Below are 21,342 nucleotides of genomic sequence, written 5' to 3' on the forward strand. Positions count from 1 at the left end.
TTCGAACCGCCGTATACCGAACGGTACGTACGGTGGTGTGAGAGGTCGGGGGTTAATCACCCCCTCCTACTCGATTTTATGCTTTCTTTTCACGTAGTTTCAAGATGATCAAGCTGAGAACAGCCTGTCACAAAATGTTCGAAATTAGAGGAAAATTTGTTTTTTTTATATCTGTTTTTTTTTAGAAAGGTTGAAAAGAGTGTTTCAAGAAGGTATTTGTGACATAGATCACAAATAAAAGTCTCACGCTAGGTTCGAAAATTTGGCAGCATATTTTAACTTGTCTTTCCGCTTCCGTCAATAGTATGAAAGCAGGCTGACTTATCAAAATCAGGCCTTGGAAAGAACGGAGCGAATGTGATGGTGAAAAATGATTTTACAATAATCAGACAACATGCCTATAATGAATCTCGGGGTGAGAATTATGACAGAAATTGGCGTATTAACCAGAATTATGGGTTCGGCATACAAACAATTTGGTAAAAAAGTACTGGCCACTCAGCTGCGATATGCGACTTTGGAAGCGATATTCGAAGTGGATGAGGAAGTTCAGAGAAAGCTGGATCCAAAAAGACGGGTGGAGATTAGAGAGTTTATCATCCAATCGCTTGAAGAAGGCAGGGATTTTTACTTTTCCCCATTTGTGTTTTCGGCCAGAGGCGCGATTCGCCAAACGGAGGATGGATGGGAACTGACTCCCGGAAGCAAGCTTTATATCATTGATGGCCAGCATCGCAGCGCGAGTTTCTCATCTGCCATAAGCCATCTTAAATCCAGAAAAGAATCAGCGGAAGAAACAGGCAGGCTGGATGAAGCCATTATGCTGCAGACCTATATTGAAAGATTGAAAGAATATCCCGTTGCCATGCAGGTATTCCTGGATTTGACAACAACTCAGGAGAGGCAGCTTTTTACTGACATAAATACGGAAAGAAGAGATGCTCATATCGGGCAGGTTATGCTTTATGATCAGCGTGACCAATATACGGAGCTGACAAGAGCCGTTGCAGCAAAGCTTCAGCCTATCTTTGAAATAGAACAATGCCTTTCCAGAATTTCTGTTCACAACTCCGCACTTACATCATTAGCCACCATGAAAAGATGCATCATTGCCTTATTTGAAGGTATTTTAACAGTAAAAAAAGGTACCCCGTATTATAGATGCAACCCGAAGGAAGCAGAAGAGATCGCAATCGAATTTTTTCAGATATGGCAGCATATTTTCCCGAAGAAAAGCGCCAATAGAATTAAATTTGTAACCGGTTACTCGGGTGTGCAAATAGCTCTTGCTTATTGTGCCAACCAGCTGACCAGGACTCATAACTTATCCTACAAAGAAGCTATACACGAACTCAAACACTTAAAAATTGAGTGCAGCTGGAAGCACAATGATCCTATGTTCCGGCACATGTTTGACAAGAAAAATTCAAAAATTAAAGGCCATTCTGCTACGAGGAAAATCCAGCAGACCTCATTGGAATTCAAAAAGAAAATCATACAGGGAGGGCTGAATCTGTGATTGTTCATGATATTTTCACTAAGCGGCAGACTTTTATAGCGCTGCCTGTTTCCGAACTGGTCAAAATGCATAAAGAAAAAAAGCTTATTCTGAGAGACACGAATCAGCTTCAGGTCAGACGGATTAAAAAGTATGTCTTCTCGAATGCTGCAGGGGGAGAAATATATATGCCGCCGCTGGTTGCCGCAGCAGAAAAGGGGATGTTAGGAGGGCAAACGCCAGGCGGATTAAGAATTGTGGATGGATCACACCGGATGAAAGCCCTTCTTCAGCTTGAGGATCAAATTTACATGAGTATGAAAAGTGAGAAGGATGAAGAAATCCGGAATGCTTATCATCTTCAATATCTGCTGGAGAAGACAGAGATCTCCATTCAGGTCCTTGAAGGACTCTCCATAAATGAGGAAAACCAGCTTTTTATTGATTTAAACACAAAAGGGAAACAGGTGGCATTGTCCAAGCGAATTGCCTATGATTCGAGAGACCGTTTAAACGGGATGACGAACCGGATACTTCAATCCAATGCCAAGCTGATAGAAGCAGGTGTGGAAACCGAAAAAAGAGCCATTATTCGGCCAGCTAATAAAAAATTCCTCTCACTTTCCCAGCTGCGCTTGCTTGTGGCCACTTTTTTGGCAGGCAAGCTGTTAAACAGATCGGATGAATGGAAGGAGGATGCCGGGGGAGAGGATGAAGCATATAAGGATATCGTAAATTCCTGGTTTGATAAAATCTTCAGCTATAAATCACCTAAAAGAATCGGAAACTATCACGAAACCATGCTGGCGAGCTTTCCGCTTATTCAGGCCATATCCATATACGCAATGAAAGACTGGGGAAATCAATCACTATCAGAAAAAAAACAAAGTCTGATTGAACGAATGGATAGCCTAAAAGAAGTGAACTGGGGCAGCACGAATCCGGAGTGGAGAAGATTTGAAGGAGTTGCAAGAGGAGAAATCTTTTACCTTGATAAAAGCAAGAGAAATATAGAGAAGATTGCCTATTGGCTGGAGACGCAAAGGAGGTGAACATGGTGTAACAGCATAAAAAAACCCTCAGGCGGGTCCGGGAAGACGATAGCCTGAGAGTCTAGTTGAGATGGAGTATACCAGCTCATAAGTTAGTATACTCCTTAATTTACATTTTTTAAATAGTGAAGTATAAGGGAGGATATTAATTACAATGAATGCATTACTAATACGGGAGTATATCATCATACCGGAAACGAAATCAATTAGGGCCCATTATAACGGAGAAGGCGAATGCTGCAGTTTGGTTTTGGAAGGGAATTATACGTTTATGGTAAAGAAGAAACCGATTGAGATTATAGATGAAAGCATCAATTATTATGGCTTTGATCTGAATGGTGCATCGAGCGGTTCGAAAACCATACTTGGACCCTGCAGATCTGCCCCTGTAAGAATTCCGGGTGGGATGGACATGTATTGGTTCTCTCATACATCGCCTGGCCACGATGAGTGTGTGTGGTTTGCGCTTCATCATGTGGATGCCATCATGCCAGAGGGCTATAATACCTCAAACGTTTATGTGAGTGGCGGTCATTGTTTTAAACTGAATGCGGCTGAAAAAGAGGTCTCTATGAAATATGACCGGACAGAGATACTGGCATCAAGAATATCCAAAAGAAAGGAAAACACCTTCAGCTTTATTATGGAAAGAACCACCGATACTTACTCGGTTAAAAAAGGGAAGCGTAACTATATCATTGAAAGGAAGAAAAAGTAGCATCAGAAAGCGTCTTTTGCCGGCTTAAGGGTGCCTGTCAAGCATAGCAGTAATGGGGATAGGCACTTTCTAATACGGTAGATTGAAAAGCTAATAATATCCATGCTAAGATCTCTTTGATGTTGTCTAATTCGACATAGTTCCTGATATAATAATAAGGCGAAGGAGGTGAAAAAGGTGGAAAAAGTACTTAATTTAATCCTGAACAAGCTTGAATCATTAGATCATAAAGTGGGTTCCATTGATAAAAGGCTGGACGCTTTGGACCAAAAAGTCAGCTCGATGGATAAAAGGCTGGACGCTCTGGATCAAAAGGTCAGCTCGATGGATAAAAGACTGAACACTCTGGAACAAAAAGTCAACTCTATGGATAAGAGGCTGACAGCGGACCTAAAACGGCATGAGGACCTTATCCAGCAATTGATTCATAGTGTAGCTAACTCTAATGTTAAAATGAATGAAATGAATGAAAAATTGTCTGTTATTGATGTGAAAGCAGATCAGGCTATTGAACAAATTGCCGAGCTTAGAGAATCTGCGGCATCTAAGCATGATCTTGCTTATTATGATCAGAAGATTTCAGAGCACTCCCGGCAGATTTATAAGCTGAACAATCAGTAATCCTCCAAAAGAACACTTCGCATTATCTTCATCGTCACTATTGGATCCAAATCAGGCACCTGACCTCATGCATTGGACTGAGAGGACAGGTGTTTTCATTTTTCTGACCCACCCCACTGAAAATTTAACAGGGCAGCGTCGTACAATTAGGTAGAAAGAGGATGACATAACTCAGAGGGAGATATCATACATGAAAAACCTGACTATATTTACCGCCTCAGCTGTAAAGCCAAATATCATCGTGAATTCTGCTGATGATGCAGACCGAAATGAACCTCCGGCAGGCTGGAGCATTTCAGCCGAGAACCCTGAAGATATCATCAATGGATTCTCTCAATTAAAAATCATGAAAGAATACAAGCTAAGAGGCTATCAATATTTCAGCGGCAGAAACGGAAATGGAGTGGTGTGGGCGATTCCAGCAGCAGTGGAGCTTCCTGATCCTGATCTTTGCAGCCGGTTGGATGACTTTTTCCTCAGTCCGCCTAAACCTCAGTTCGCATTGGATGACTTTATGGGTGCGATTGATGGGGACAGGTCACCTTTATCTTATCTGCAGGCGGCGATTGCTTTGCATGAGCTTTATGAATTTGGGGCGATATGGCATGGCTGTTCATGGGGACAGGATCGGATTTTGCCTTATACGGATGATTACAGAGAAGAGATGCGTTCAGATATAGACGAGCGGAATCCGCGAATAGAAGACTACTTAAATTTTATTCACCCGTGGGATGAATTGAAGGAAATTCCAGATATCCTACATCCTCATTTTTTCTATAAAAATGGAAAACCGGTAATCATTTTTTATACGGTTAATGATATCGGCTATTACAAATTAAACCGGTACATCCATACCTTTGAAAAGGAATCCTATATCCAGAAGGTAAAACGTGAAGAAATTGGGTCAGGTCCAGGGGGAATTATTTTCTGATTGAAATGAAACAAAGATGTCACGATTATAAGCCCCATTACCATGCAAATAATGTTAGAATCAACAGGGAGGACTAAGCGGCAGGCAAGGTTCTCTTTTTGTTTTGCAGAGAGTTCACCAGCATTGGGATTTTTCAGAAATCATTGAGTATCAACTCCTGTTATAATAGGTGTATAATGAGTTTTGGTGTATAGAGAAAGAGAGAATAATTAAAAGGGGAAGAATTGATCATGAAAGAGGAAGAAACCCTGAAGACGCAGGGACGGCCTTTATCAAAGATCCTCGCACTGACAGTCAAAACAGGGATTATTAAATCCAATCTAATCCCGATGTTTGCAGGATTAACACTGGCCTTATATACGTATGACTTCGGCCTTCTGGAGAAGCTGCCAGAGATTCTTCTGGCCTTTATTGGCTCAAGCCTTGTAATGGGGGCAGCAGGGGCGTTTAATAATTTATATGACCGTGATATCGATTCGATCATGAAGCGGACTCAAAGCAGACCAACTGTTACAGGGGAAATCAAGCCAAAGCAGGTATTGTGGCTTGCAAGCCTCATGTCTGTGTTTGGAATTCTCGCTCTTGCCTTCACGACTCCGTTAGCGGGGCTGCTTGGATTTTTGGGGCTGTTTTTTTATGTGGTCCCTTATACGATGTGGAGCAAACGAAGAACCATTTATAACACGGAGGTCGGCAGCATTTCAGGTGCGATGCCGCCGCTTATCGGCTGGGCTGCCATCCATCCGGATATCACGCATCCTGCGATCCTCGGGCTGTTTATCATCACCATCATCTGGCAAATGCCGCACTTTTATGCGATTGCCATCCGGAAGCATGATGAATATAAAGCGGCGAATGTGCCGATGCTGCCTGTTGTTAAAGGCGTCAGAAGGACATATATCCAGACGAATGTTTATTTAGTTATTCTGATCGGCATCAGCTTTCTGTTAGGTTCTTTAAGCATTGGCCTTATGCTGGTTGCCCTTCTTTTGGGGATCATTTGGCTGGGCATAAGTGTCTATGGCTATAAACGGATGGATCCGGAGAAATGGGCGAAATCACTATTTATCTTTTCGCTTGTTCATATGACAGTACTGTTTTCAACGGTTATTATTTACTCGATTATGGGGATTATTTTTGATTTATAGGGTTATTGATTTTATGGGTAATATTATAAAAAATTGTCAATTGAATGGTATTTTAGAGTGCTGAAAGTGCGTTAATCCTTAAGATTAACGCTTTTTCTTGTGGTTTTATAAGGGTAGAAAGGGTTACTTATAAAGCAGGACTATCTTATGAAATCTAAGCTTAAGAAGGAATTGCACCCTTATTTTGACTGGGAAGGAAACTTCCAAATTATCCATTACTTAAATTAAGCGAAATACTAAAGATTTTAGGTTTAATACACCGGTGTACAATAGCTTAAATAATGGGGATTGTTTCCTCTAACTATATTTTCATAATGAAAGCGAATTTTTTTAGTCAATTCACCTTCAATCCCTTTTCCTATTTTCCTATGATCAATATTAATTATCGGCTTGATTTCTATTGCTGTGCCTGTAAAAAACACTTCATCAGCAGAGTATAATTCTGCTCTTGACAGACTCTGTTCAGAAACTGGGAGAAATAAGAGGTTTTTTGCAATTTGAATGACAGTATCACGCGTAATTCCTGCGAGTATATTATCGGATATTTGCGGGGTAATTAGCCTGTTATTTTTCACGATGAAAATATTTTCTCCTGGCCCCTCACTCACATTCCCTTCATCCGTTAAAAATATAGCTTCATCAAAACCATTTAAACTCGCCTCCGTAGTTGCTAATCCTGAATTTAAATAGTTTCCCGTTGATTTTGCCTGAGGCGGAATCATATTATTACCTGTACGGCTCCATGAAGAAACACAAACATTTAAGGCTGGCTTGGGTTTATACTCAAACGCTGTGCAATAAATAGTAACCCTATTAAAAGGATCTTTTAAATCAGGACGCAGCGTATTTGATCCCTTAAAGCACAAGGGCCGTATATATACATCCTCCCTGACATTATTTTGTCTTAATAATTGGATCGTCCATTGAATTAATTGTATTGGGGTATAAGGAATTTGTATATGTAGAGAACTTCCAGATTCATTGAACCGCTTATAATGGTCGTAGATTCGAAAAATGTATAATTGTTTTTGATATTCATTCCAGTAAGCCCTAATTCCCTCGAAGCATCCTAATCCATAATTTAGACCTTTATTTCTTATACTGACTGAAACGTTAAATTCATCTAGAATTTCCCCCTGATCAAAAACATACCTCATTTATTATCCCACCAATAATTATATATTTTATTCATTTGTATATTAGGTCAGTCAGAATTATTCCTAAATAAACCAATATGTAAAAGGGGATAAACAGAACCTATATCCAGAAGGAAGTTTATTTCATTATTATCATAGGGATAAGCTATTATTGAAGCTAATGTCCGTTTCCCAGATTTGTCAACAATGTTCCATTGAAAGTTATAACGGATCAAGCTTCAGTTCTTTCAGCAGCTCATGTTTCAATCTATTGGAGGGTGTGATTGGACATTCAGAATTGATATGGAAAGCTCTTGATTCTTTTGTATCATCCAGTTGTCAAGTCAATCATTGCTTCTGCTTTTGTTTAAGTCATCATTACGATGAAAATCAAAGCAAAACTGCACCAGATCACTTTACCTGGCAGACTTATTTACTTCTGATAATGTCAAAGTTCTGTAATCTTTCAATTATGCCTGTTCTCTATTTTTCGAGAACAGGCATACTGATTGGGGACATCACTTTATTGTATTCTGGATTTACGAAAGCCATCAAAGATACTCATTGCAGCATAAAAGATAAAGACGATCATGATGCCGCTAATCAGCCAGTTTTTAAATTGGGGGGCTGATATTGAAAATAAATCGGTCATGTATGCTATAAATTCTGCCTGGAGCAAATTCGGGTTCAGCAGGATGAAGATGAACACGATGGTGGCAAGCAGTTCAAGGATGGTATTGAAGATGGCCATTCTTTTCGTCCATTGGCCAATGATGAGTTTGTAGAGAGCGAGGCCCGCTTCTAGCGCAATGATGACCACAACGATTGGCCAGTATCCCAGCAGAACATCCTGGTTGACCGCGGGAATTTTAAACTCCAGTCCTTCACCTCCGCCTCTATAGACACCCATCAGCCGGTCGGCATAAAAGTAAAGGGTTGCCCAGATAGCAGTCCACATTAAGCTTCCGAAAACCTCAAACTTGGAAATGGCTTTTTTCTTCGGAATATACGTAATGCTTTTCAAATCGTCCGGAGTCCACGGTTTTAAGCTGGGTGACAGTGGATGCTGCTCTTTTCCTTTATCCATCCTTTCAATTACGGCGAATACAATCGTCAGCCAGAAAAATACCTGGACGGCCACTTCCATGAGTCTCCAAATTCCGTAGCCCGTTAATTCGAGTATGGCATTGATGATCGTTTCGTCCCGGTTAAAATTAAAAATAAACTCGGCTGCAAGTGATATCAATGAAATCGCTGCGGCAATCGGCAGGATCATTTTTAACAGTGATACATATACATCAAAATACCGCGGCCCGATCAGGTGCATCGGCTGATCCCGGTATCCTGCCGCGAGGGCTGCGGGACTGCCCAATTTGCTGAGGACATCCTTCACATCTTCCTCATTGTAATCATCCGGAAGCATATCCCCGATTGTTGACTGAAGCTCGAGTGCGATATCCGCACGGCTCTTTTCAGGCAGCCTCCGGGTCACTTCCTGTATATATACTTCAATTAAATTCATCTTCCTCATCCCCCTTTAACAGCCCGAAAAGCTGTTTGGAATTCTTAATCCATTCTTCTCTCAGCTGCAGAAATGTCTCCAGACCCAGTTCGCTTAAAACATAATACTTGCGCGGCCGGCTCTCCGTATGATCCCAGCTGCTTGTGACAAGCTCTTGTTTTTCCAGACGCCGCAGCAATGGGTATAATGTGCTCTGATCAATATTGATGCCGGAGTCCTCCAATAACTGAACCAGTGAATACCCGTATTGCGGTGTCCGAAGCTGGCTCAGCACTGCCAGCGTCAATGTCCCTCTGCGCAGTTCAGTTGTTAACGAATTCAGCAGCGTGCTCATTCAATCACCTCGCTTGATATACTATATGTCATACACTATATGGTTTATACTATGTATCATACAGTATGAATGTGAAAATAATCAACTGCTAATTGTACATTTTTTGGCACTGTTTTGATAAGCAAATGTTCAGGACTACAACTTCCTTTTGTAATCCAGGTGGGCTATGTACTCATTTTTTAAACATCGGAACAATGGTCTGTCCAAATGAATTTTCAGAAATATGATAGTTATTAAGGAGGTGATTGTATGTTTAGTTTAGGAAAATGCTGGTGGTGTGAACTGCTGCCTTCAGCATGTTAGGGATGTGCCTGCAGTATTTTAAGGAATGCGAGAGAAGGGCAGGGGTTTTTGATTTTGCTGAAAGGTACTGCGGAATTTTTAGCTTTAGGTCCTGGTCAAAACCCTCAGCCCACTGAGTTTTCTTTTGTCCGGTTTAAAGAAGGGACGTGCTGTGCAATCTTTACCTTCTCCCAGCCGACGGATGCGGCACAAGTTCCGGCAGGAAGAGAATTCATCATTGATTGCCGAAGCATTGCTGCTCTTTCTCCATTGTCAACTCCTTGCTAAATTTAAGGTGTAAATTGTGATCATCAGTTTACCCTGTAATCTGCAAGTGGTCCACATTCTTTTTTCCAGGGGTGCATCAGCGTGAGAGTAAAAAAATCTTGGGTTATCCAATGTTTTTTTGCAATTTAACGCTGTTTATCCATCGCCAGCTTTAATCCGAAACCGATTAACACAACACCTGTAGCTTTATCCATAACTCTTTGAACCTTTGGGGACATTAGCCATTCCCGCAGATAATTGATGAAGAATACGTATAGGAAAAACCAGGATATGCTCATCAGTGTGTATATAATTCCCATAATGATCAGCTGCTGCTGCGCGTTTTCGCCTGCCTTCACAAATTGCGGCAGAAAGGTTAAGAAGAACATTGCAACTTTGGGATTGAGCACGTTTGAAAGGAGTCCCTGTTTAAAGGCAGACTTTTTCATATCTGATTTTACTTCAGTTTCTATCTCAGAATTCTTTTTCTTTTTCAAAGAGATGAATGATGATAACCCAAGGTAAATCAAATAAACCGCCCCGGCATATTTAATAACTTTAAATGCTGCAGCAGACTGCATTAAAACGGCTGATAGGCCAAAAGCAGCCGCAAAGGTATGCACTAAAGAACCTGCTGTAATCCCCAGCCCCATTTTATAGCCTTCTGTCCTTCCGTCTGAAATCGTCCTTTTTGTAATAAGGGCAGTATCGATTCCAGGGCTCATGACTACAAACAAAGAAAGAATTAAAAACGTAAAGAAATCATTCATTTTTACACTCCTTGCCCATGTGATAAAAGCGGATTAACAAATATTAAATATAATTTAACACATGGTAAATCTAATTTGTTCAAGAAATTAGAAAAGTTAGTGGGCTGGTCCTTACAGAAATTACTTGAACCTTATGTAACGTAATGTTTTATAGTGTTCTTAACAGTTAGAAAGAGGAAGGAAGCATGAAATAGAGAATATGATTGTTAAGACACTGATTTATGACAAACATGTCTTAGTTTTTATTGATAATACTGCTTTCAGAATGTTCATAGACTCACAATTTTTTATAAGGGGGAGAAGAGGGTAAAGGGATTCTTCATCTCCCTTGCACTGAACACACATTGAATCTTAACCGCTATTAATCTTCTGTAATCGTAATAATTACTTTTCCTTGAGCGTGACCTTCTTCAAAATATCTGAAAGCTTTGTCCACTTCACTTAATTTAAATGATCGATCAATGACCGGCTTTATTTTTCCGGCTTCAATAAGTTCGCTCATGTAAATCAGGTCTTCCTGATTTTGCCTCTGCAGCATGCTGCTCATTTTCTTATTCCCTGTGAATGAAATCCACGGCCCCATTACCATCGCCTGTGTGAATTGTGCTCCTGAACCTCCGGAAAGTACATAAGTTCCATTTGATTTTAAAGCCCGCTTATAAGCTGAAATGGGCTGATATCCGTTAACAGCCAGAATCAGGTCATACTTCTCTGTCCTTTTGGCGAAATCCTCCTTTTTATAATCGATGGCATGATCTGCTCCAATAGTACGCAAAATGTCTAAGTTCCTTGTACTGCATAAACCGGTAACCTCAGCACCGAATGATTTGGCGATTTGTACGGCGAAAGTTCCCACACCCCCTGACGCCCCATAAATCAAGACGTTCTGTCCTGCCTTAATGTTTCCTTTGTTCCTTAAGGCCTGAAGTGCTGTGACTCCCGCCATAGGAACTGCGGCTGCCTCCTTGAAAGTAAGATTGGCTGGTTTTATGGCCAGGGCCTTTTCAGGGACAGATACATATTCAGCAAAACCGCCCCAGCCGCAGCCTGAAAGGTCTCCGTACACATTATCGCCTGGCCGAAACTGTGTGACGTCTTTGCCGACTGCTTCCACCTGACCGGCGATGTCACCTCCTGGTACCGTGTGTTTTGGTTTGAGAAGACCGTAGGCAAAGCGTGCCAGGTAAGGTTTTCCTTTTAAAAGAACAAGATTCCCATAATTCACAGATGCTGCGTGAATCTTGACGAGTACCTCTTGATCCCTGGGCACTGGTTTATCTAAATCTGTCAATCTAAGATTATCTGGCGATCCGTATTTTTGATACACGATTGCTTTCAGAAAGAATCCCTCCTAATTTTCCAGGTAACGCATAAGCTTAAAAGAATATCTTTTAATTCTATTCCGGGAACAAATATTCAAGACTATAATCCTTCTTTTGCTGAAGAAGAAGGACTATATGGGATAATAAAGTCAGTTTTTTTAATGTTTAAAATATTCCTTTACAGGAATATTCCTTACGGTGTATATTATAAATAAGGAAAGTGAAAATTAAGGAATCGGGGGTGGGATCTGCAATAGAAATGGAGAAAGTCAACAAAATCACGCTGGGAGATGATACAACATGAACGGGCAAATTTTCAGTGCACTGGCTGAGCCCAACCGCCTGGATATCATTGACCTGCTGCTGGAAGGAGCGCTTCCGGTAGGGGATATCGCAAAAAAACTTGAGTTGAACCAGCCTCAAACTTCCAAGCATCTTCGCGTTCTTTGTGACGCAGGCCTCGTCGAGGTTCAGCCGATCGCCAACCGCAGGATTTATAAAATCAGGCCTGAACCGTTTCAGGAACTGGATAGGTGGCTTGATTCCTATCGCCGATTATGGGAAGGCAGGATGGATAGGCTGGATGATTACCTTAACGTATTGCAGGGCAAAAAACCTTTGAATTGATGATTAAGCTCAGGTTAGGTCTGTCTCTAGAGTTGCAGACGGTTTTTCAAACGGTTTTTCAAATACAGCTTCTAATGGAGGAGTAACAATGTCAAATAATGCAATGCTTTCAAGAGTTGAAGATGAACGGGTGCTGGTATTGGAGCGCGTATTCGATGCACCGCGCGAGCTTGTCTTTAAAATGTTTAAAGAGCCGGAACACCTGAAGCATTGGTGGGGTCCGAGAGGCTGGGAGCTCCCGGTTTGCAGCGTTGACTTCAGGCCTGGTGGAGTATGGCATTATTGCATGAAGTGTGTTGATCGGAATCAGGGACAATTCTATGGCATGGAATCCTGGGGCAAGGGGATATACAAGGAAATCAGCGAGCCGGAGAGCATCAGCTATACCGACTATTTTTCCGATGCTGAAGGGACTATTAACGAGGAAATGCCATCTACAGAAGTGACACTGGAATTTGTGGATGTGGACGGCAAAACAAAATTAATTAACCGTGGAAAATATGTATCCGCAGAGGCGCTCCAGTCCGTAATGGAAATGGGTATGCTGCAGGGCATTACAGATACTTGGAACCGTCTGGAAGAACATTTGAACGAGATCAAATAACATAATTGAACATTTAGAAGGCAAGATTGGCTGAAAATTTACATGGCGTTGATCCTAGAAGGATTAACGCTTATTTATGAATTACGCTTGTAGGTGCAACCGATAATCAAAGTTCCCTTTTAATGTGGATTTTATTTATTCACTAAAGGGTGAGTAAAAAAATCGTCTTGACTATTTAGGAGGGAGGAACAATTGGCAATTCGAGATTGAGTCTTGATGAAGTCAATATATGATCTATTTGGAAACTAAAGACAAGTGCTTGTTTAGAATTAGTTTTTATAATCTTTAGGTGTTGAAAACGATAAAGAATAGCGCGCAATGCAGCACGCTATTTATCTAAGATCAGATTTGATTTGGCATCGTTTCTATTTATGAAGCGTCCTTTGGATATAAATACTTCTTCTCGAAAACTGAAGTAAACGCCATCTGCATTGATAATTATATATTTTTGGTAGGTTTTGTACTATTTTCTTTTATTTTGGTTCCAAGCTATATCTTGGAAAGTTGTTTTGTTTTTAAAAGGGCAAATATCCAGTGTTAGAGCTTATTTACACAAGCAATAACAGCTACTTTAAAAGGTTTTCCTTCTTCACTTTTTTTATCATAGAACTCTCGTAATTTCTTATTTCGAGGAATAATCTCATCGCTTGTTTTGCTCTTACGATAGTCACGAATCGCACAACGAACAGCAATATATTAGGCGTGACAAAGCCTGCTAGATCTTCTTTTCGTGATTCGGTTTTTGGTGGCTGTAAACTTACTCTATTTCCACAATTTCTGAAATGATCGTTGCAGAGATCTTTTCTCAGATACCTGAGATAGATTTGATAATATTATTTTCTTCAACTTCTTTTGCGAGGGCATCTATCTCTGACTCTAACTTGGATAGGTGCTCTTTGTATTGAAGAATGATGGTTATATACATACCATGACTCAATAATATGACGCTGATACAAAGTCTTTTCAAACGGATTTCGGTTTGCGGCAGCTTTGAGTTGAATAGCTTTTTCATAATTACCTGATTCTACTCCTAAAAGTTGTCGCACGTACCTTTTAATAATCGTGAAATATCCGTATAGAATACTGTATATCAAAAAATATAATTAAGTTAACATTTCTTATAACTTTTGCCTGCCCAGTGATGACTATGAACACCCTCGATAATCCGTCTTTTCGTACTAACCTATTGATTTAAATATTTATCTCTGTCTTCATTAGTTCTTCTTATAGAATATTCAATTTGTAAATAGTGTCACTAAATCTATTAATAGATATAAGTTGTGGAAGTATTGTTTAGATAATATTTGCTTCTTTATAACTCGTGTATATTTCTATATTGCTTTGTCAGAAGGGTTTCCCCACATTTTAGCGAATTTTTATGTAGTTAAGCACTTTAAAGGAGGAATCTCTTTGGATCTTCGAACAGTATTTGAATATTCTATTGAAAGACATCCTCAAAAGGTTGCCATTATAGACGGGGATAGAAGGTATACATACCGGCAGCTGGGTTTAGAGGTTAACAGTGTAGCCTCTTCCTTACATAGACTCGGTGTTAATAAAAATGACCGAATAGCTGTGCTTTTGAAAAACCGTTTTGAAACAGTGGTTATATTCTGGGCCATTCAAAAACTTGGTGCTATATTTGCAGGAATAAATGTTAGACAATCCCAAGAAATCGTTCATTATTGTTTAAGTGATTTAGAGTCGAAATTTGTTATCTACGATGTTTCGACTGAGTATTTAATTAACAAAAAAAGGTTCATGGAAAGGCCAGTATTTATAAATATTGATGGAAATGGCGGGGATATTAATTATGAGGAACTAAAAAAACAAGAATCTTACGACTTTAATCCCAATCAAATCAATGAAAATGATTTAGCCGTCATCTTATATACTTCTGGTACAACAGGTAATCCAAAGGGTGTTCCACGTTCACATCAAAATGAATATGCAGCTGCTTTTGCCCATATCTTCCAATGTCATTATGAGTGGCATGATTCCACATTAGGGGTAGTACCCCTGTATCACACAATGGGATTGCGCTCCCTGCTTAGTATGGTGCTGTTAAATGGTACCTTCATCATTCTTCGGGATTTCGACTCTTATGAGGCTATTCAATTAATAGAACAAGAAAACATAAATAGTCTATATCTGCTCCCTAATATGTATCATGATATGGCAACCTTGCCTGAAGCGAATAAATCGAATTTTAATGAATTGCGTACTATTGTGTATGCAGGAGCTCCTATGACAAGCAAATTAATTGGCTTATGTATGGAAGTTTTCCGTCCCAAGTATTTTATTAACCACTATGGCAGTACAGAAATTTACACCTATTCCTATTGTGATCATATCTCGGAAAAGCCTGGATGTGTTGGGAAGCCAGGCATCCATCAAAATTTAAGGATTATAGAACCTGATATCAGCCGTTCCAAGACACCTGCTGACACCGTTAAGGATGGAGAAATAGGTGAAATTATTGTTCATATCGGCTCCCCTGAATCGTTTAAAGGGTATTGGAATAAACCGGATCATACGAAAAGAAGTGTGATTCAAAATTGGTTTTATACAGGGGATTTAGGATACAAAGATGAAGATGGAGATATGTTTGTGATAGGACGCCTAGATGAAATGATTCTTCACGCTGGAGATAATATATATCCTATAGAGGTCGAATCTGTACTATTAGAACATGAGAAGGTTCAGGAAGCTGTTGTGGTTGGGGAAGATGATGAACGCTGGGGACAAGTGGTGGTTGCATATATCGTTCCAAGTGATCCATCTTTGACCGTTAATGAATTGGATTTGTTTTGCAAAAGACACCCTAAATTATCAAACTATAAACGGCCAAGAAAATATATCTTTCAAGCATCTTTTCCAAAAACGGCTGTAGGAAAAATAATGCGTAAAAAAATTAAATCAAGTTATTAAAGATAGATGGGACTTTCAAATTTTTATCATAAAAGCAATATTTTAAACATGAAATAGGCAGGAGGCTTGAAATGCCCAATATGCTAATTGTAGATGATGAATACGAAAGCCGTTATGTCCTTCGTGAGTTTATAACTTCCAGTGAATATCATTATTTTTCTGTACATGAAGCAGAAACATATGAAAAAGGACTGTTAATGCTTAAACAGCTAAAGCCTTCCATCCTTATAGTTGAGATCTCCTTGCCGGGCAACAATGGTTTCGAACTGGGAAAAGAAGCAAAGCGGTGGGATCCGGAAATTTCTGTAATAATCTATACTCAGCTAAAAATATTTGAATATGTCCAAAGTGCTATTAATCTAGGGTTTTCAGCATTTTTGCTAAAACCGGTGTCAAGAAGTGAAATCAAACAGGCTTTTGAGCGAATAATTGTCCATAGTCTATCGACGGAGACAAACCGTTTTACAGGAAAGCGGGAAGATACCCCAAATGTCGATCTTGCCCATCCAATTGAATCATCTATTCAATATATTCAGAGTCATGTTAAAAACCCTATTACACTAAATCAGGTTGCGGATTCAGTCTATTTAAGCCCTTCCCATTTTAGCCGTTTATTCAAGGAAGAAATGGGTGTAACCTTTATCGAGTATTTAACTGCATATAGAATAGAGCAATCGAAGTCATTGCTCAAAATGACCTCTTTACCTATTGAGGTAATCGCCCATCAAATAGGCTTTACTAGTTCTGGGTATTTTGCAACGACCTTTAAAAAAAGCGAACGCTGTACACCATCTGAATATAGAAGTCTTTTTATAAATTAAATAAAGGATAATTAATATAAGGATAAGTCCCATTTCGGGATTTATCCTTTTTTAATAATATTTTAAAAGATCATTTGCAAATATATTAAAACCTCAAAATTACGAATGTTCATATAATTCAATTAACACATTCAAAGGAGCGAAGGAGCTTTGATTATAAATGAACTTAAGAGATGCATTCGAAATAATGAAAAAGCAATCCTAGCAACTATCATTGATAAAAAGGGTTCTTCCTATCGCCAAGTTGGGGCAAAAAGCCTCATTTTCTCAGATGGAACTGCTTATGGTGTACTTAGCGGTGGGTGCATTGAGCAAGACTTGCTTGAACATACAAGGGATGTATTTGAGACAGGCGAACCAAAACAGATTATTTATGACCTAAGAAATGATCATAATGTGCCATGGGGGTTAGGTGTTGGGTGCAATGGCGTCATAACAGTTTTGCTTTCGCTTATAGATCCTGTAAATAATAGAGAATCAGCTGTAAAGCAATTCAAAGTATTAAAACAGCAATCTCTAAGTAAGGAACCATATCCAGTCTGTACAGTCATTAAATCAAGTAATCATAATGCGCTTCTTCCAGGAACTATTCTAGAAAATATTGAGTTGCCCTTATTTAAGATTATGTCAAGCGGGATTCAAGAAAATTATTCAATTGAGGTGGATGGAAAAAAGGAAACCGTAACTTTATTTTTGGAAACGATTACACCGATGCCTCATATCATCATTTTCGGAGCAGGACCAGATGCATCATCGTTAATAGATCAATTAAAGTTTTTACATTGGAGAGTAACAATAGTGGATCATCGTCCAGGATATTTAAATAAGGATAACTTTCCTTACGCAGATGAATTGAACTTAGTGCCGCAGGGAGAGTTTCCGGAAGATTTAAATGCGAGTGAAAATTCTTATGCAATCATCATGACTCACCATTATGAACAAGACCTTGTTTATTTGAAGGGATTGCTCCAGCAGAATCTTTGCTATATAGGCCTATTGGGTCCGAAGAGAAGGTTCAATAATCTTAAAAAGGATCTTCAAGCACAAGGGTTCATGATACCTGCAAAAGCTGCTGAAAAAATATATTCACCTATAGGTCTTGATATAGGCTCTGAGACACCTGAGGAAATAGCACTGAGTATCGCAGCAGAAATTATGGCCCACAAAAATAAAACGAGCAGCCAATCGCTTAAATGGAAGAAGGATTCAATTCATACTCCAAATCCCGCTTCATATGAAAGATTAAAAGAATTGGTTCAATAGTTGAAGATGGAAATCTGGAACATTGTCTTAGCGGCTGGTCATTCTACCAGGATGAAAGGAACTCATAAGTTACTTAAAAAGTTTGAAGATGAAACAATCCTAAGATATACCGTCAATAAAATATCGGCTAACATGGCCAGTAAAACGATGGTTGTATTGAATAGGGATTTTCCTGAATTGGAAAGTGAAATCCGAGATTTGCCAGTATCTATTGTATGGAATCCTTGTCCGAAACTTGGAATTAGCAGTTCCCTTGCTGCAGCAATTGAAAGCTTGTCTCCTGCGTGTGAAGCTTTGTTGATAACACTGGCTGATCAGCCCGAAATAAAAGTAGAAGTAATGAACGAAGTAATTACAGAGTATCTCATATCAAAAAATCCCTTAATTATAACTTCATATAGAGGAAAAATCAGGCACCCCATTTTATTTGGCCAATTGTATTTCAATGAACTCTTGAACCTAAAGGGAGATCAAGGAGCAAAATTACTTATTAGTGCTAATAAAGAAAAGGCGCACATTTATTATGAGGATGAAGAAGCTCCGGAGGACATCGATACTATTGAAGATTATAGGAGACTATTAAAAAGGAGGAATGAAATTGACCTATGTAGGTAAGCCTGTGAAACGAATAGAGGATGCCAGGTTAGTGTCCGGAGAAGGAACATTCATTGATGATCTTTCTCCATTGCCAAATATCCACAATGCTGCGATTCTTAGAAGCCCCCATGCACATGCCCGTATTAAAGCGATTTTTTTAGAAGAAGCGGCAAAAACACCAGGTGTAATTGGAGTAGTTGTTGGAGAACATGTAAAAGCTTTAACCAATCCTTTTCCAGTCGGCGTAAAGGCACCAATAAAATACTACCCCATTGCAGTAGATAAGGTCCGGTTTGTGGGAGAAGCTGTTGCAGTTGTTGTGGCTAAAGATCGTTATATTGCAGAAGATGCACTCGCAAAGATAAAAGTCGAGTACGAACCGCTGAATCCTGTGGTCCAAATTGAAGATGCGCTTTCGTCTGAGTCAGCCGTTCTTCATGAAGAAGCAGGTACGAATATAGTTAATCATCGTGTATTCCAATACGGCAATGTCGAGGATTCATTTAAAAGTGCCGATTATATAATAAGTAAAAAGTTCACTTTTCCAAAGGTTAGTGCAACTCCTGTGGAAAATTACGGAGTAATCGCGAATTATACAAAAAGTGAAGGTGCGTATACCATTTGGTCAAACTTTCATGGACCTTTCACACTTCATTCCGTCATGACTGCTGCACTAAAGGTGCCGAGCAACAGACTAAGGATTATTACGCCAAAGGATATTGGCGGAAGCTACGGGATCAAGTCAGGTGTATTTCCATACATGGTCTTAATGGGAGTAGTGTCAAGAATATTGGGTGTACCCGTTAAATGGACGGAAGACAGACAAGAACACCTTATGGCGAGTTCCAGTGGTACAGATCGTGTAACGTGGATTGATGCAGCGGTAAAAAAAGATGGAACCATTCTTGGTTTGAAAATGAAATATGCGGATAGTGTTGGCGGATATATACGTGCGCCCGAACCTGCTTGTTTATATAGAACACACTCAAATTCAACTGGAGCCTATCGAATTCAAAACGTTAAAATGGAAGCGATTGCAGTCGTTACGAATAAAAGTCCAACAGGGCTCATAAGAGGCTATGGCGGTCCCCAGCACTATTTTCCGCTGGAAAGAATGATGCAAATCATTTCAGCTGAATTGGATCTGGATGTGATTGAAGTCATAAAGAAAAATTTAATTACGAAAGAAGAATTTCCCTATCATACAGCTTCAGGCGGGATATACGATAGCGGGGATTATCATAAGGCATTGCACCTTGCGCTTGAATCGATTGATTACGATAGCTTTAAAGAGAAACAAAAAGCAGCCTGGAAACAAGGGAAATATCTGGGGTTAGGGTTTGCTTGCATCGTTGAGCCTTCCGGTTCGAATATGGGTTATGTGACCATTGCTTTGACGCCGGAAGAGAGAGCAAAATCATTGCCGAAATCAGGCTGTTCTGAAGGTGCAACGGTATCGATAGATCCAATGGGTGGAATCACAGTCCGGATCAGTACGGTACCAACTGGGCAGGGCCATGAAACAGTTACTTCCCAAATCGTTGCCGACGTTCTAGGTGTTGATCCTGCTTCTATCCGGGTCATTGCTGAATTGGATACGTTAACAAGCCCATGGTCAGTAGCATCAGGTAGTTACTCCAGCAGGTTTGCCCCTATCGGGTCAAGTGCCGTTTATCAAGCAGCGCAAAAAGTAAGATTGAAACTGTTAGAAATCGCCAAAAGCCAATTAGATACAACAGTGGACGAATTGGTCATGGCAGAAGGGAAGGTATTTGCAGAAAAAAATCCTTCTAAGAGTATCTCCATTAAGAGATTAGTAGGTTTGGCACATTGGAATCCGCAAGGCCTTCCCGCTGGTATTGAACCAGGTATCCATGAATCTGCATTTTATACATTATCTGCAGCGGAGTCCCCAAATGAATTGGATCTTGTTAATGGATCCGTCACCTATGGATTTGTTTTTGACGCTGTTCAAGTGGAAGTGGACATTGATACCGGTGAAGTGAAGATTCTTGACTATACCACGATCCATGACGCTGGGAAACTATTAAATCCAAATATTGTGGAAGGTCAAATAATGGGTGGTTTAGCTCATGGACTAGGAGCCGCACTTTATGAAGAACTTGCCTATGACGAAAGGGGGCAGTTCCTGACTGGAAGTTTTATGGACTACTTATGTCCTACAGCTACAGAAATCCCAAATGTAACCATAAAGCATATTGAAACACCTTCCCCCCTAACCCCTCTTGGAGCTAAAGGGTTAGGAGAAGGAAATACAATGAGTGCTCCGGTTGTCATCGCAAATGCGGTTACAGATGCGTTAAAACCATTTAATATATCAATTGATCAACTTCCTTTATCTCCAGATCGGATTTGGTCAAAAATTAATAATAAGAAAACGATGCAAATCTAACTTAAGGAGGAATTGTCATGAATGGTGAAGGAAATATTCAGCTTAACGGAAATCTAGATAAAGTATTCTCGAGTTTATTAGATCCGGAAGTATTAAAAAACTGCATTATGGGATGCAAAGAACTATATAGACAAGAAACCAATGTGTATGTGGCGGACTTATCTGTTGGGGTTGCTGCAGTTAAAGGGAAATATGATGCAACCATTCGTCTTACGGACCTGGAGCCCCCTCATTCCTATAAGTTAATTGTTCATGGTGAAGGGGCACCAGGGTTTGTAGATGCCGAAGCAGCCATTCATTTGGTTTCGGTGGACGATGAAAATACAGAGCTTAGGTACACTTATGAGGCTGCTGTAGGTGGAAAAGTCGCTTCAATTGGCCAGCGTATGTTAGGTGGAGTAGCTAAACTGATTATTAAAGACTTTTTTAAAAAGATTAAAAGAGAGCTGGATAAAGTAAATATTGCTGACTAGGAAGGAGGACGC

20 protein-coding genes and 1 pseudogene are annotated in these 21,342 nt (G+C 39.9%); 15 read left to right on the top strand and 6 right to left on the bottom strand.

All coding sequences use genetic code 11. From position 1 onward, the window contains the following. Positions 1-424: 424 nt before the first annotated feature. The 6 genes from ACTHRG_RS18590 to cyoE all read left to right on the top strand — a co-directional run bounded on the left by ACTHRG_RS18590 (position 425) and on the right by cyoE (position 5,968). Positions 425-1,519 (top strand): DNA sulfur modification protein DndB, encoded by a 1,095-nt coding sequence (locus tag ACTHRG_RS18590; protein ID WP_440231760.1) that lies wholly within the window; start codon positions 425-427, stop codon positions 1,517-1,519. Further along, complete coding sequence (locus tag ACTHRG_RS18595; RefSeq protein WP_440231761.1) at positions 1,516-2,550, top strand: DNA sulfur modification protein DndB; 1,035 nt, start codon at positions 1,516-1,518, stop codon at positions 2,548-2,550. Before ACTHRG_RS18590 ends, ACTHRG_RS18595 begins: the two co-directional genes overlap by 4 nt. Before the next feature lie 154 nt (positions 2,551-2,704). Then, the gene (locus tag ACTHRG_RS18600; protein ID WP_440231763.1) at positions 2,705-3,268 is read left to right on the top strand and encodes a competence protein ComK; all 564 of its coding nucleotides are present in this window, start codon (positions 2,705-2,707) and stop codon (positions 3,266-3,268) included. A 177-nt stretch (positions 3,269-3,445) separates the two neighbouring features. Then, on the top strand, positions 3,446-3,889 hold the full coding sequence (locus ACTHRG_RS18605; protein WP_440231764.1) for a hypothetical protein: 444 nt from the start codon (positions 3,446-3,448) through the stop codon (positions 3,887-3,889). A 190-nt stretch (positions 3,890-4,079) separates the two neighbouring features. Beyond that, positions 4,080-4,820 (top strand): hypothetical protein, encoded by a 741-nt coding sequence (locus ACTHRG_RS18610; RefSeq protein ID WP_440231765.1) that lies wholly within the window; start codon positions 4,080-4,082, stop codon positions 4,818-4,820. Positions 4,821-5,050: 230 nt separating this feature from the next. Next, complete coding sequence (cyoE, locus tag ACTHRG_RS18615) at positions 5,051-5,968, top strand: heme o synthase (RefSeq protein ID WP_163140495.1); 918 nt, start codon at positions 5,051-5,053, stop codon at positions 5,966-5,968. A 251-nt stretch (positions 5,969-6,219) separates the two neighbouring features. Here cyoE and ACTHRG_RS18620 read toward each other — a convergent pair whose 3' ends face one another. From ACTHRG_RS18620 to ACTHRG_RS18630, 3 genes are all read right to left on the bottom strand, one after another. Then, positions 6,220-7,125 (bottom strand): branched-chain amino acid transaminase, encoded by a 906-nt coding sequence (locus ACTHRG_RS18620; RefSeq protein ID WP_163140493.1) that lies wholly within the window; start codon positions 7,123-7,125, stop codon positions 6,220-6,222. A 502-nt stretch (positions 7,126-7,627) separates the two neighbouring features. Next, positions 7,628-8,626, bottom strand: a complete 999-nt coding sequence (locus ACTHRG_RS18625) for an HAAS signaling domain-containing protein (protein ID WP_440231766.1) — start codon at positions 8,624-8,626, stop codon at positions 7,628-7,630. Beyond that, positions 8,613-8,960, bottom strand: coding sequence for a PadR family transcriptional regulator (locus ACTHRG_RS18630; protein ID WP_019382190.1), 348 nt, complete (start codon positions 8,958-8,960; stop codon positions 8,613-8,615). The genes ACTHRG_RS18625 and ACTHRG_RS18630 overlap by 14 nt, the downstream gene beginning before the upstream one ends. A 357-nt stretch (positions 8,961-9,317) precedes the next feature. On the opposite strand from ACTHRG_RS18630, the gene ACTHRG_RS18635 reads away from it, so the two are divergent. Further along, on the top strand, positions 9,318-9,530 hold the full coding sequence (locus ACTHRG_RS18635; protein ID WP_163140489.1) for a hypothetical protein: 213 nt from the start codon (positions 9,318-9,320) through the stop codon (positions 9,528-9,530). Positions 9,531-9,655: 125 nt separating this feature from the next. Here ACTHRG_RS18635 and ACTHRG_RS18640 read toward each other — a convergent pair whose 3' ends face one another. Further along, the gene (locus ACTHRG_RS18640; RefSeq protein ID WP_163140487.1) at positions 9,656-10,279 is read right to left on the bottom strand and encodes a LysE family translocator; all 624 of its coding nucleotides are present in this window, start codon (positions 10,277-10,279) and stop codon (positions 9,656-9,658) included. 361 nt (positions 10,280-10,640) lie between these two features. Beyond that, on the bottom strand, positions 10,641-11,618 hold the full coding sequence (locus ACTHRG_RS18645) for an NAD(P)-dependent alcohol dehydrogenase (RefSeq protein WP_440231781.1): 978 nt from the start codon (positions 11,616-11,618) through the stop codon (positions 10,641-10,643). 283 nt (positions 11,619-11,901) lie between these two features. Between ACTHRG_RS18645 and ACTHRG_RS18650 the strand changes: the two genes are divergently transcribed. Together ACTHRG_RS18650 and ACTHRG_RS18655 are read left to right on the top strand one after the other, a co-directional pair. Then, a complete protein-coding gene (locus tag ACTHRG_RS18650; protein ID WP_048008571.1) occupies positions 11,902-12,228 on the top strand; it encodes an ArsR/SmtB family transcription factor in 327 nt (108 codons plus the stop codon). Positions 12,229-12,316: 88 nt separating this feature from the next. Continuing rightward, on the top strand, positions 12,317-12,832 hold the full coding sequence (locus ACTHRG_RS18655) for an SRPBCC domain-containing protein (RefSeq protein WP_163140485.1): 516 nt from the start codon (positions 12,317-12,319) through the stop codon (positions 12,830-12,832). A gap of 537 nt (positions 12,833-13,369) precedes the next feature. Here the strand turns inward: ACTHRG_RS18655 and ACTHRG_RS18660 are convergent. Then, positions 13,370-13,842, bottom strand: a pseudogene (locus tag ACTHRG_RS18660) (IS110 family transposase); the annotation flags it as partial. A 400-nt stretch (positions 13,843-14,242) separates the two neighbouring features. Between ACTHRG_RS18660 and ACTHRG_RS18665 the strand changes: the two are divergent. From ACTHRG_RS18665 to ACTHRG_RS18690, 6 genes are all read left to right on the top strand, one after another. After that, entirely contained in the window at positions 14,243-15,763 is a 1,521-nt protein-coding gene (locus tag ACTHRG_RS18665) for a class I adenylate-forming enzyme family protein (protein ID WP_197249624.1), read from the top strand. Positions 15,764-15,834: 71 nt separating this feature from the next. Beyond that, positions 15,835-16,584 (top strand): response regulator transcription factor, encoded by a 750-nt coding sequence (locus ACTHRG_RS18670; protein WP_440231767.1) that lies wholly within the window; start codon positions 15,835-15,837, stop codon positions 16,582-16,584. A 150-nt stretch (positions 16,585-16,734) separates the two neighbouring features. Then, a complete protein-coding gene (locus ACTHRG_RS18675; RefSeq protein ID WP_440231769.1) occupies positions 16,735-17,847 on the top strand; it encodes an XdhC family protein in 1,113 nt (370 codons plus the stop codon). 6 nt (positions 17,848-17,853) lie between these two features. Beyond that, positions 17,854-18,462 (top strand): nucleotidyltransferase family protein, encoded by a 609-nt coding sequence (locus tag ACTHRG_RS18680; protein WP_197087592.1) that lies wholly within the window; start codon positions 17,854-17,856, stop codon positions 18,460-18,462. Beyond that, entirely contained in the window at positions 18,446-20,857 is a 2,412-nt protein-coding gene (locus ACTHRG_RS18685) for a xanthine dehydrogenase family protein molybdopterin-binding subunit (RefSeq protein ID WP_286148539.1), read from the top strand. The genes ACTHRG_RS18680 and ACTHRG_RS18685 overlap by 17 nt, the downstream gene beginning before the upstream one ends. 17 nt (positions 20,858-20,874) lie before the next feature. After that, positions 20,875-21,330 carry an SRPBCC family protein gene (locus ACTHRG_RS18690; RefSeq protein WP_048008578.1) on the top strand — a complete coding sequence of 152 codons (456 nt, stop codon included), beginning with the start codon at positions 20,875-20,877 and terminating at the stop codon, positions 21,328-21,330. Positions 21,331-21,342: the final 12 nt, after the last annotated feature.

The sequence above is a fragment of the Cytobacillus sp. SAFR-174 genome, assembly GCF_051964675.1.
GTDB lineage: Bacteria > Bacillota > Bacilli > Bacillales > Cytobacillaceae > Cytobacillus.